We start from the raw sequence: 12,769 nt of genomic DNA on the forward strand, positions 1-12,769 counted from the left end.
CGGCCGCGCCCTACTTCGGGCCGCGGCGCGGCCGGGCCGGACGCCTGCCTGCAGCCTCCTCGATGGCGTCGGCGGCGCGGATGAGCCCCAGGTGCGAGAGCGCCTGGGGGAAGTTCCCGGCCATGTGACCGGAGTCCGGGTCGAATTCCTCGGCCACCAGGCCCACGTCGTTGACGATCCCGGCGAGCTTCGCAAGAAGCCGCCGGGCATCGTCGATGCGCCCGGAATGGGCATATTGTTCGATGAGCCAGCAGGTGCACACCACGAACGTGTACTCCCCCGGCGGCAGCCCGTCGGTCCCCGCCTCGGTCCGGTAGCGCCTCACGAAGCCGTGCTGGCCCAATAGCTCGCTTTCCAGCCGCGCCACCGTGCCGAGCATGCGGGGGTCCCCGTAGTCGACGAACCCGACCTGCGCGAGCACCAGCAACGAGGCGTCGACCTCGGTGTCGTCGTAGGTCTGCGTGAACGAGTTCAGTTCCGCGTTGTACCCCTTCTCCAGGATCTCGGCGCGCAGCGCATCGCGCGCGGCCTCCCACCTCTTCACATCGCCGGTCTGGCCGTAGTGCTTCACGGCACGGACCCCGGCCTCCAGCGCCGCCCACATCATGACCCGCGAATGAGTGAAGTACTGGGGGTCCCCGCGCATTTCCCATATCCCGTGGCCCCTGCGCTCGAGATTGGAGATCACGTCCGCGATCATCGCCTTTTGCAGCGGCCAGGAAAAGTGGTCCTCGTGCGCGCCCATGGTGCGCAACTCGTCCAGCGCCACCATAACCTCGCCGACCACGTCCCCCTGGTATTGGGACACCGCCGCATTCCCGACGCGCACGGGTTTCGCCCCGCCGTATCCGGGCAGGTGCTGCAGGATGCGCTCGGGCAGCTGGCGCTCGCCGCCGACCCCGTACATCACCTGCACCGTGTGGTGGTCCCCGGCGATGGCCCGCAACAGCCAGTCGCGCCATTGCAGGGCCTCCTGCTCGTAGCCGTGGGTCATCATCACCTGCAGGGTGAGCGCGGCATCGCGCAGCCAGCAATAGCGGTAGTCCCAGTTGCGCTCGCCGCCGAAGAACTCGGGCAGCGAGGTGGTCGGGGCGGCGACGATACCTCCGGTCTCGCGGTGCGTCAGCGCCTTGAGCACCAGCAGCGAGCGACGCACCAGCGCTTCGTGCTCCCCGTGCGGCGGAATCCTGGCCGCCCAGTCATGCCAGTGGCGGGCCGTCTGTGTCATGGCCATGCCCAGCTCGTTCGCCTCGGGAATTCCCGCATGGCCCGGGTAGCAGGCAAACTCGAAGTCGTAGACTTCCCCGGCCCGGACCTCGAACTCGTCGTGGTGCGTATGGTGCTTGGCCTTGGGAAGCCGGGTGGCATGCAGCACCGCGGCGTGGGGTCCGGCGACGGCCACCAGGGACTCGGTGCCCTTCACCGGGTCGAAGCTGCGCCGCACCCACGGCAACACCTGGCCGTAGTCGTACCTGATGACCAGCTCGTGCTCAAACCTCATGGACCCCGAGAGGCCTTCCACGCGCCGCATGATGCCTGAACCGCCGTTGCCCATGGGCATGAAGTCAGTGACCAGGACCTGCCCGCCCTCGCTGCCCCACAGGGTGCGCAGGACAAACGAGGAATCCAGGTAATTGCGGCTGATCACCTCGCCCTCAATCGGCGCCAGCAACCAGCGGCCGTTCTCCCTGCTGCCCACCAAGGCGGCGAAGACGGACCCCGAGTCGAAACGGGGAAAACACAGCCAGTCCACCGAGCCGCGGAGGGAAACCAATGCCGCGGTGCGCTGGTCCGAGAGCAGCGCATAGTCTTCGATCAATGTGCCCATGGCCCCACCCAATCTCATTTGCCGCCTCCAGACAAGGGATTCCGGCTCCCACTCCGCAGTAAGGGCCTTTGCGCAGCGCGGCATGCGATCGGTTCATTGATGGCGTGATGACCGGATACGTGCCCCGAGGACGAACCATGAAATTCCTGGCCCTGTGCAAACGCTTCCTGCCCGGCGATTTTCAACCCGAGGAGTGGGAGCGCCCCAGCCAGGCGACTGCTGCTGCGGCGCGATGCCTGGGTGGCGTTGCGGGTGATGGTTGCGGCGCTGCTCGGCATGGAAATGGTGCTTCAACGGCACGCAGATCGCCGACACCGACCGGGCACGCTTTGGCTACACGCCCGAGGAACGCGGCCTCTATCCCATTCATCAGGTGCTGGATCAACTCCAATACCTCGGACCGGTGCACGGCATGAGCCGAGGGGTACTCACCTATTCGACTGCGGTACCGGTTAGTTCGTTGTCAGTGGCCCGCCAATACTCATCGGTCAGAGGCCTGGGCTTCACTTCGTCAAGCACAAGATACTGGTGGTGCAATGCCAAACTATTTCAATGGTCGACAGCTTACCGTGCAGGGCCGGCCGACAAGATTGCTTTGGCTTCCTCCGTCTTGGCCCTGCAGGCATTCACAGAGGTGATTCCCATTGAATTCAGGCCCCTAATATGCCTTCTTGTATGCAAGTATGCAATCTCGTGCCTGCACTAGAGCAGGGAATTAATCGGCTAAACCTTTTTTAGCATCCGAGGACGACTAGTGAGATCTCGTCACGGATGGCTCCCATTCCAAAAAAATGAAGGCCAACCACAGCCACTCCGCCTGGGGCAAGCTGCTTTGCATTCGTCATGGGTAGCCAGTGATTAGATGATCGAGCCGCTCAGGTGCTTTGGTGCGCCGAAGCTGATATCGAGCGAGGTAATGCCGTCTGTCCTAGCTCGAGGGAAGTCCAGTACTTCTATGTTCTGGAGAAAACCACGGTAATGGCTTGCGTCACAGCGTTCAGTTCAGGCCAGTGCGCCGCACCACCACCACTGGCATCCGCTATATACTGCGGACATGACTGCAGGCTCTGGCCGGACGAGACCGTCTGCCACCCAAGAAAAAATCGTGGCTCAGAAGAGTCACAACCGTTGTGCTTATCCTGACTGCGGTGCCGTCCTCGTCGTTGAACGCATTAGTCCTGCGGACAGTGCTAAATCCGTTGGAAAGTTTGCTCACATCTGTGCAGCAAGCCCTGGAGGTCCTCGGTATGATGCATCGATGAGCGACGCTGACCGGTCCTCGGCGGATAATCTTATTTTCCTTTGCGGAACCCACCATGATGTTATCGATTCTCAATTAGACCACCATACAGTTGAGTACCTACGGCACGCCAAAGCCAGCCATGAGGCGCGCCTATCGAGGGCGGTCAGGCATGCTCTGGGCGAGATTGGCTATGCAGATCTTGAAATGGTCTGTCGGGTTATTGGATCCGTTCCCTCAGATAGTGGAAGGATTGACGTGCCCTTGGCGATATTTGAAAAAGTTGCCTTAAACGGGCTAAGCGTTGCTACGCAAGCAAAGATCGGTGACGGTCTTGCCCAAGCCGGGCGTGTCGCGGAATTCGTAGAATTCCAGTCACGTAACGCCCCGCAATTCGGGGTCCGCCTCGCTTCGAGGTTCAAAGCGTCGTATTACCACGGTATTTCGGATGGATTGGGGCCTGACGACGTATTTGAAAACATCTTGTTCCACGCTTACGAGAATTCCGGACCGGTGGACACCCCAAGTTCAAGAGCAGCGGCACTGGCAGTAGTTTCCTTCTTGTTCGAGAGATGCGAGATATTTGAGCATGAGCCAGCTTCTTCCTGACAAGTTCGTACCCCTTCGGCAGTCTTTGCTTGGTCAAGGTGCGGTTGTCCTTGCAGTTCTCAAGGACGAAAAGTTCTCCGTAGCTCGGCTCTACGTCGAGTCCAAACGACAACTCCCCCATCTGACTTACGACAACTTTGTATTGACCATGGATTGGCTTTACATAGCCGGCAGTATCGTCGTCGACGACCACGTGGTCCAGAAAGGAATCTCTGGTGCTAAAGAAACTAACAGCTAATAATGCAGCTTTTAGCCCCATTATCTTCAAAGAGGGCCTCAACGTGGTGCTGGCGGAGCAGGCACCAGATGCGCTGGCCACTGACAGCCGTAATGCAAGAGGTAAAACTACCCTCTTTCACATCATTCAGTACATGCTTGGCGGCAATTTGCCCACTCAGCTTAAACCTCTCAAAGATGATGATTGGGAGTTCAGCCTTACTTTAGAACTCTTCAATGAGGAGGTCACAGTAACAAGAAAGATTGGTTCCACTACAAAACTCGGCATATCATATTCGCCCGAACTCAAGACAGTTTTTGAACTCTATGTAGAAGAGGGGCAAATTCATGTGGACACTTGGAAAGAACTTTTGGGTCTCGGACTATTTTCGCTCGATCAGGAGAACTCCGCGGGCACCTTTGGGCTATCCGCCAGGGTGCTCCTTTCCTATGTCATCCGCATCAACTCCGGAACAGATCCATTAAAAGCGTTCCCACTGCAACCTGCCTGGAGCTCGCGACAACACATCGCTTTTATGTTTGGGCTTGACTGGCAGATCATCCGCAACCTTCAAAATATCGGCCAGAAATCTGCCGCGCTGAACGCCATCAGCTCCGCAGCAGATCAAGGGCTCTTGCCCAGCTTTTCTGGGGAAAGTGAGCTCCTGCTCGAACGCTCGGAGGCGCAGCGCCAACTACAAGAGTTTCAAAAACGGGTCAACAGTTTCGAGGTTCTGGATGATCCTCAAGCCTTGCTGCAACAGGCAGATCAGTTGACAGAAATACTGTCACGCGTGCGCGATGAAGCGTTCGAAGATACTCGGATGATGACGTTGTATCGAGACGCGTTGCGAGAAGCAGTCCAAGAAACAGAAGACAACTTGGACGCTGATGTTGCCTTTCTTTATGCGCAAGCTGGCACTCTATTGGGTGAAGCCGTAGCGCAACGGCTCAATGATGTGAAGGAATTCCATACTCGACTAGCAGAGAATCGAAGAACCTTCATAGAGCAATCCCTATCTGCATTGGACGACGTCCAACGACAGCGGCACAATCAACTGAGTGAACTTTCGGGCCGACGAACGGAGCTATTTCGTGCGTTGAATGCTGGTGGCGCCATCGATGAACTACTTGCACTTAAAGATCAGGCATTGACATACCAGCGCCGCCTATCAGAAATCGAGGTACGGCTTCAACAGGTTCGCGATGTGACCGAGAGTCAAGAGCGACTCCGTGCAGAGCGAGCACAATACCGTCAAGAGGCCCAGACTCAATTGAATCGATCGCGCACGAAATTGGATCGTATCGCGAGCCGCTTCGATGAACGGATGAGACGGCTATATGGAGTAGGCGGGGTTCTCACCGCAGCGGTTGACAATGATGGCTATAAGTTCGCCATCAGCGTCGCGGGACAAAATAGCACCGGGGTCAACAAGATGAAGCTCTTCTGCCTCGATCTGGCTCTTCTGGAAGAAGGAGTCGATAGCGCCCACCACCCGGACTTTCTTATTCACGATTCCAGTGTCTTCGACGGTGTGGATCCTCGGCAAACCGCTTCAGCACTCGAGTTAGCCTCCGAAACGGTTTCATCAGTTCGTGCTCAATACATCTGTGCACTCAACAGCAATGACGTGCATCCTGAAATCCGTGAGGCCGAGTGGTTCGTAAATGGAATCGTCCGGACGGTTTTGGATACTGATACGGGCGGTCTTCTCGGTGTGACTTTCTAACGGAAGCGAACTTCAGAGACTCGTCCTCATCCTCTACAGCCGGACACCACTACGAAACAGATTGGTCTAGATAGGCGTTTTCGACGGCGTGGTGAAACCAGCGAAGGTCCGCGACTTCCCCTTGCGGGGAAGTCGCGGACCTTCGTCGTGAGGACCCGGGTACTTAGATGACCGAGTCGCTCAGGTGGTTCGGGGTGCCGAAGCGGTGCGCGGTGATGGAGACTGCCTGCTCGTGCAGGAAGGTCAGCATTTCCACACGTCCCGCGGAAACCACGTTGTTGCCGTAGATGGCAACATCGGGCTTGCCGTTGGTGGCCTCGGCGACGTCCATGACCGATCCGCCGATCAGGCGAATGCGTGCTGCGGAATCGGGGCCGGTCTTGGCTGCCAGGCGCGCGGCGCGGGCGCCGAAGGCCTGTGCGTCCTCGACCACCACGGTGGCGGAGGATTCGGCGAGCACCGTGCGGATCGCTGCCGGCACCTCGGCCGCGGAGGAAACGGTGACGCGGGATCCGGCGGCGATGCCTGCGGCGACCACGCGAACCAGCTCGGCGATGCCGTGGCCCGAGCTCTCGTTCTCGAAGCGCACGGTGACCGGCAGCGCGCGGTAGCGGAACACGTTGCGCTCCGCGTGCAGGCCCGAGACGTCCTTGGCGGTGTTGAACTCCTTGGTCCACGCGGTCGCATCGGAGGCCAGTGCGCCCTCGAGCCAGGCGAGGTCGGCCTCGGCGATGTCGGTTCCGTGTGCCGCGTTCAGCAGTGCGGTGGAGGTTGCCGAAAGCTGGCCGCCCTGTGCAACCGGGGCGTCTTCCCAGGAGCCCATGCCCACCAGGTAGTTGGGTCCGCCGGCCTTGGTGCCGGCACCGATGGCCGACTTCTTCCAGCCGCCGAAGGGCTGGCGCTGCACGATGGCACCGGTGATGCCGCGGTTGATGTAGAGGTTGCCGGCCTGGATGTTCTCCAACCAGTAGGCCATCTCGCCCGAATCCAGGGAGTGCAGGCCCGAGGTCAATCCGTAGTCGATGTCGTTGACGATCGACACGGCCTCTTCGAGGGTCTCGGCAGTCATGACGCCGAGGATCGGGCCGAAGTACTCGGTCAGGTGGTACTCGGAACCGCGCTTGACGCCCGAGCGCACGCCCGGGCTCCACAGCTTGCCCGAGTCGTCCAGCTTCCGGGGCTCGAGCACCCACTTCTCGCCCTGGCCCAGGGCGGTCAGGCCGCGCAGCAGCTTGCCCTGCGCCGGCTCGATGACCGGGCCCATCTGGGTCTGCGGGTCCTGCGGGTAGCCGACCTTCAGCGAACGGATGTCATCGACCAGCTGGTTGTGGAAGCGCTTGGATTCCGCTGCCGAACCCACCAGGATCACCAGCGAGGCGGCCGAGCACTTCTGGCCCGCGTGGCCGAAGGCCGAGGCCGCGACGTCCTTGGCGGCCAGGTCGAGGTCGGCGTGCGGGGTGACGATCACGGCGTTCTTGCCGCTGGTCTCCGCCAGCAGCGGCAAGTCCTTGCGGAAGGAGCGGAAGAGCTGGGCGGTCTCGTAGCCGCCGGTGAGGATCAGGCGGTCGACGCTCGGGTGGGAGACCAGTTCGGTGCCCAGCCCGCGCTCGGAGAGCTGGACCAGCTGCAGGACGTCGCGCGGCACGCCGGCTTCCCACAGGGCCTCGATCATGACGGCGCCGGAGCGTGCGGCCTGGCCGGCGGGCTTGATGATGACCGAGGATCCGGCGGCCAGTGCCGAGAGGGTGGAACCGGCCGGGATGGCGACGGGGAAGTTCCACGGCGGGGTGACCACGGTCAGCTTCGAGGGAACGAAGGTGGCGCCGTCGACGTTTTCCAGTTCCAGGCCGCGCTGGGCGTAGTAGTGGGCGAAGTCGATGGCCTCGGAGACCTCGGGGTCGCCCTGGTCCAGGGTCTTGCCGCATTCGGAGCCCATGACCTCGAGCAGGTCGGCGCGGTGCGCCTCCAGTGCGGCGCCGGCACGGTGCAGGATGGCGGCGCGGGCGGCGGCGCCCATCGCCTGCCAGGACTCGGAGGCGGCAACGGCGGTCTCGACGACCTTGTTCAGCTCGTCCTCGGTGTGGATCATGGCCCGGGCCACCGACTCCTTGCCGAGGGTCGAGCCGACCATCTTGTTGACGATTTCCCGGCCCCAGGCGCGGTTGCCCGGAAGGTCCGGGTCGGTGTCCGGGGTGTTGGCGAAGTCGGCGGTGCCGTCGGCCAGGGCGGCGAGCTTGGCCTCGATGGCTTCGGCGTCGACCACGTTGCGGTCCTGGATGCGGTGCGGGGCCGGGATGCTGTCATCCAGGTCCGCCAAGGAGGCGAGGAAGCGGTTCTTTTCGCGTTCGAAGAGGGCTTCGTTCTTATCCAGTTCGAAGACCGCGGACATGAAGTTTTCCTGGCTGGCGCCTTCTTCAAGGCGGCGGATCAGGTAGGCGATGGCCACGTCGAACTCGCCCGGGTGCACGACCGGCGTGTAGAGCAGCAGGCGCCCGACGTCCTTGCGCACGGCCTCGGCCTGGCCGGTGGCCATGCCCAGCAGCATCTCGAATTCGATGCCCTCGGTGACGGAACGGCCCTGGGCCAGCAGCCAGGCTAGTGCGACGTCGAAGAGGTTGTGGCCGGCGATGCCGATGCGCACGTTCTCGACGTGGCCCGGTCGCAGCGCGTAGTCCAGAACCGACTTGTAGGAGGTGTCCGAATCCTGCTTGGTGTTCCAGGTGGCAACCGGCCAGCCGTGCAGGTTGGCTTCGACCTGCTCCATCGGAAGGTTTGCGCCCTTCACGACGCGGACCTTGATCGGGGCCCCGCCCAGGGCCACGCGCTTGGCGGACCACTCCTGCAGGTGCATCATGGCCGAGAGGGCGTCGGGCAGGTAGGCCTGCAGCACGATGCCGGCCTCGAGGTCGCGGAATTCGGGGAGGTCGAGGATCTTGGTGAAGACCGCAATGGTCAGGTCCAGGTCCTTGTACTCCTCCATGTCCAGGTTGATGAACTTCTTCTTGGGCGCGGAGGTGGCGGCCAGGCGGTAGAGCGGGACGAGCTTGGCGATGATGTGCTCGACGGCCTCGTCGAAGGCCCAGTGGTTGTGCGGGGCCACGGTGGAGGAGACCTTGATGGACACGTAGTCGACGTCATCGCGGGCCAGCAGCTTGTGGGTGCCCTCGAGGCGGCGGGCGGCTTCGCCCTCGCCCAGGATGGCCTCGCCCAGGAGGTTGATGTTGAGGTCGATGCCTTCCTTGCGGATCTTGGCGATCGAGGCGCCGAGCTTGGCGTCGGTCGCGTCGATGATCAGGTGGCCGACCATTTCGCGCAGCACCTTGCGGGCGATCGGGACGACGATGCCGGGCAGGATCGGGGCCACGGTGCCGCCGAGGGCAACCGCCGACTTCATGTACCAGGGCAGGAAGGAGGGGACCTTCGGGGCCAGGGACTTAAGGTTGCGCGCGGCGACCGACAGGTCCTCCGGGCGGATCACGCCGTCAACGAAGCCGACCGTGAAGTCCAGGCCGTTGGGATCCTTCAGCACGCCGGCAAGCTGCGCGGCGGAGGCATCCACCGGAACCTTCGAACCCTCGGTGAGCCAGTGGCGCACCAGCTTGATGGTTTCATCTGCAAGGTCCTGCGGGCGGACCAGGGGTGTGCCGTCGGCGGCGAGGGCCGGCGGGACTACACGCACGTGCGAAGTCGATTGGGACACGGCTGCTTCTCCTAGGAAGAAAGGGGTGGCTGGAGCTACCACTACCCATCTTGCACACGAAAGGTGTTGCTTTGATAGGCGGGTTCACCACAAAGTATGACCCGAACCATCCCTTCAGCAAAAGTGAACAAACCCGAATGTTTTACTTCGGGTTTGCCAATGTATTCTGGGGTGCCACCATCCGCCGTGATCCACCGCGATCACCGGGCACCACCAGGAGTCGACCATGCTGGAAATCCGCCGCTTACGGCTGCTGCGCGAGCTAAGCATCCGGGGCACCATTGCCGAGGTCTCCGACGCGCTGAGCTACAGCCCGTCCTCGATCTCCCAGCAGCTTTCGCTGCTGGAAAAGGAGACCGGCGTGAAGCTGCTGCGCAAGGTCGGGCGGCGCCTGCAACTGACCCCGCAGGCCGAGGTCCTCGTGGCCCACACCGACGAACTGCTTGATTCCATGGAGCGCGCCGAGGCGGACCTCGCCTCGACCCAGCAGGCAGTTGCCGGCACGGTTCGCCTGGCGGTGTTCCAGACCGCGGTGCTTTCACTGATCCCCTCGGTGCTGCGCGAGCTGCGCCAGGACTTCCCGCACCTGCGCGTGGAGATGGTGCAGCACGAACCGGAAACCGCGCTTCATGAGACGTGGGCAAGGGATTTCGACCTGGTCGTCGCGGAGCAATACCCCGGGCACGCGGCCCCGCACTATGCCACCCTGGACCGCAAGACGCTGGCCCACGACGCCATCCGCCTGGCCCTGCCGGCCCGGGACGAAGCGATGCCGGCGGAGTTCCACCACGTCACCTCCATCGAGGCCGCCGCCGGCCTGCCCTGGGTCATGGAACCGCGCGGCGCGGCCTCGCGCCACTGGGCCGAGCAGGCCTGCCGCTTGGCCGGCTTCGAACCCGACGTTCGCTACGAAACAGCCGACCTGCAGGCCCACGTGCGCCTGGTCGAATCCGGCAATGCCGTGGCGCTGTTGCCGGACCTGGTCTGGACCGCGCGCAAGCGCGAGCTGCGCATCGTCGACCTGCCCGGGGCGCCGCAACGCACCATCTTCACCTCCGTGCGCCACTCCTCCACCCAGCACCCCGGTTTGGTCGCGGTCCGCAGCGCCCTGCACGCCCAGGCGGCTGCACTTCCGGCACCGCAGGACACCGACCCGGAGGCTGTAAGTTAGGTCACAAACAGGTAACGCCGTGGTGAGAGCGGCCACAAGGCACAGAGTTTTCCTGTCATACTCAAGGTCGGTTGCGAACGAACGGCACGTGCCACAGGGCAGTGCAACCATGCCCCTGGCTAGCAAATACGCCGAGGATCACCCTTCCCCGGCACGCCCCCAACCTTCATGAGGTCCCATCATGTCCGATTCGACATTCCAGCTGATAGCCATCGCGGTGTACCTGTGCGCCATGTTGGGCATCGGCTACTTTGCCTTCAAGCGCACCAACGACATCGACGACTACATGCTCGCGGGCCGCGGGCTCAAGCCGGGAGTTGCAGCCCTGTCTGCAGGCGCCTCGGACATGTCCGGCTGGCTCCTGATGGGCCTGCCCGGCGCGATCTACCTCAACGGACTCATCGAGGCCTGGATCGCCATCGGCCTGACCATCGGCGCGTGGCTGAACTGGAAGTTCGTGGCCCCGCGGCTGCGCTCGTACACCGCGGTGGCGCAGAACGCGATCACCATCCCGAGCTTCTTCGAGAAGCGGCTGAAGGACAACAGCCACTTCCTGCGCATCGCCGCCTCGGTCATCATCCTGGCGTTCTTCACCTTCTACGTCTCCTCCGGCATGGTGGCGGCGGGCAAGTTCTTCGAGTCCTCCTTCGGCTGGAACTACTTCACCGGCCTGTTCGTGGTCGCCGGCGTCACCCTGCTCTACACGCTCTTCGGTGGATTCCTCGGCGCAACCCTCACCGACGTGGCCCAGGGCCTGCTGATGTTTGCCGCATTGATTGCCGTCCCGATTGTCGCGATATTCCAGATGGGCAACATCGGGGACCTCGGCTCCAAGATCAAGGACGTTAACCCCGAGGCGCTGAACCTGTTCTCCAGCTTCAACACCACCAACGGGTTCCTGGCGGCAGTGGCCATCTTCTCCACCGCGGCCTGGGGCCTGGGTTACTTCGGCCAGCCGCACATCATCGTGCGCTTCATGGCCCTGCGCTCCCCGTCCGAGGCCAAGACCGCCCGCCGCATCGGCATCGGCTGGATGGTCCTCACCGCGATCGGCGCCATCGTCACCGCGCTGGTCGGCATCGCCTACTTCGCCGACAGCCCGGAGAAGGAAATCACCGACCCGGAGACCGTCTTCCTGCTGCTGAGCCAGATCTTCTTCCACCCCTTCGTTGCCGGCCTGGTGCTGGCAGCGGTGCTGGCCGCCATCATGTCGACCATGTCCTCGCAGCTGATCGTATGCTCCTCGGCCCTGGTCGAGGACCTGTACAACATCGCCGGCAAGAAGCTGACCCCGCAGCGCGAGGTCATGCTCGGCCGCTCCGGCGTGCTCGTCGTGGCAATCGTCGCCGCGGCACTGGCCCTGAACCGCGACTCCAGCATCCTGGATCTGGTCTCGTTCGCCTGGGCAGGATTCGGCGCCGCGTTCGGCCCGATCGTGCTGCTGAGCCTCTACTGGCGCAAGCTCACCTCCACCGGCGCCCTGGCGGGCATGCTCACCGGTGCCGTCACGGTCTTCGTCTGGGGCAACATCGACGTGCTCTCCTCGGCCATGTACGAAATCGTTCCGGGCTTCGTGCTGAACCTCGTCGTCGCCGTGCTGGTCTCGCGTGCCACCTACAAGCACAATGCGACCATCGAGGAAGAGTTCACCGCAATGGAAAATGAAGTCGAGGAAAACGCACCCTACGTGGTTTCCTAAACATCGCGTAAAGCTGTCACATGGGCCCCCTTCACCGGTTTCGGTGAGGGGGCCCTTGTGTTTGACTGGAAAGACAGATCATCAATCGCATGTATAAAGAGAGGGAGCCTTGACCCGTGAAGGCACTTTTTGATTTCAATTTCAACAGCTTCGTCACCCCGAAGCTCGTCAAGATCGTCTACATCCTGATCACCATCGGCCTGGGCATCATGTACCTGGGCTTCGTGATCGCGGCCTTTGCCACCGAGCAGCTTGCCGCCGGCTTCTTCGTGATGATCATCGTGGGACCGCTCGTGGTCCTGATCTACCTGGCCCTGGCACGCATGGGCTTGGAATCGCTGATCGCCACGATCCGCACCGCCGAGAACACCGGTGAACTGGTGCGCCTGTCCGGCGGCAACGCACCGGGTGCCTCCCCGCAGGCCGGCGGCGCCTACCCGGGCGGCCCGACCGCTCCCCCGGCAAACCCGTACGGGAACTCCCCGCAGGCCTAGGGCGGACGCAACACCCCACCTTGGGGGGGGGGGGGGGGGGGGGGGGGGGGGGGGGGGGGGGGGGGGGGGGGGGGCGCGCGGG

Annotated in this window: 8 protein-coding genes; 6 read left to right on the top strand and 2 right to left on the bottom strand. The window is 62.7% G+C overall.

Annotated elements, in window-relative coordinates:
- Positions 1 to 10 precede the first annotated feature (10 nt).
- Positions 11 to 1,846 carry a glycoside hydrolase family 15 protein gene (locus ACIPVK_RS11280; protein WP_407612073.1) on the bottom strand — a complete coding sequence of 612 codons (1,836 nt, stop codon included), beginning with the start codon at positions 1,844 to 1,846 and terminating at the stop codon, positions 11 to 13.
- Between the two features lie 1,240 nt (positions 1,847 to 3,086).
- Between ACIPVK_RS11280 and ACIPVK_RS11285 the strand changes: the two genes are divergently transcribed.
- Genes ACIPVK_RS11285 through ACIPVK_RS11295 form a run of 3 tightly spaced genes read left to right on the top strand, consistent with a single transcriptional unit; the run spans position 3,087 to position 5,623 of the window.
- Positions 3,087 to 3,677 carry an ABC-three component system protein gene (locus tag ACIPVK_RS11285; RefSeq protein WP_407612074.1) on the top strand — a complete coding sequence of 197 codons (591 nt, stop codon included), beginning with the start codon at positions 3,087 to 3,089 and terminating at the stop codon, positions 3,675 to 3,677.
- Positions 3,658 to 3,915: an ABC-three component system middle component 6 gene (locus ACIPVK_RS11290; protein WP_407612075.1), complete on the top strand. Its 258-nt coding sequence runs from the start codon at positions 3,658 to 3,660 to the stop codon at positions 3,913 to 3,915. Before ACIPVK_RS11285 ends, ACIPVK_RS11290 begins: the two co-directional genes overlap by 20 nt.
- Positions 3,893 to 5,623, top strand: coding sequence for a DUF2326 domain-containing protein (locus ACIPVK_RS11295; protein ID WP_407612076.1), 1,731 nt, complete (start codon positions 3,893 to 3,895; stop codon positions 5,621 to 5,623). Before ACIPVK_RS11290 ends, ACIPVK_RS11295 begins: the two co-directional genes overlap by 23 nt.
- Before the next feature lie 163 nt (positions 5,624 to 5,786).
- Here the strand turns inward: ACIPVK_RS11295 and ACIPVK_RS11300 are convergent, their stop codons facing one another.
- Complete coding sequence (locus ACIPVK_RS11300; RefSeq protein WP_407612077.1) at positions 5,787 to 9,323, bottom strand: proline dehydrogenase family protein; 3,537 nt, start codon at positions 9,321 to 9,323, stop codon at positions 5,787 to 5,789.
- A 226-nt stretch (positions 9,324 to 9,549) separates the two neighbouring features.
- Between ACIPVK_RS11300 and ACIPVK_RS11305 the strand changes: the two genes are divergently transcribed.
- The 3 genes from ACIPVK_RS11305 (at position 9,550) to ACIPVK_RS11315 (ending at position 12,687) form a co-directional block, all read left to right on the top strand.
- Positions 9,550 to 10,494, top strand: a complete 945-nt coding sequence (locus ACIPVK_RS11305) for a LysR substrate-binding domain-containing protein (protein WP_407612078.1) — start codon at positions 9,550 to 9,552, stop codon at positions 10,492 to 10,494.
- 181 nt (positions 10,495 to 10,675) lie between these two features.
- On the top strand, positions 10,676 to 12,193 hold the full coding sequence (gene putP, locus ACIPVK_RS11310; protein ID WP_407612079.1) for a sodium/proline symporter PutP: 1,518 nt from the start codon (positions 10,676 to 10,678) through the stop codon (positions 12,191 to 12,193).
- 116 nt (positions 12,194 to 12,309) lie between these two features.
- A complete protein-coding gene (locus tag ACIPVK_RS11315) occupies positions 12,310 to 12,687 on the top strand; it encodes a DUF4282 domain-containing protein (RefSeq protein ID WP_407612080.1) in 378 nt (125 codons plus the stop codon).
- The last annotated feature ends 82 nt before the right edge of the window (positions 12,688 to 12,769 follow it).

Source organism: Paeniglutamicibacter sp. MACA_103, from assembly GCF_045798555.1.
GTDB lineage: Bacteria > Actinomycetota > Actinomycetes > Actinomycetales > Micrococcaceae > Paeniglutamicibacter.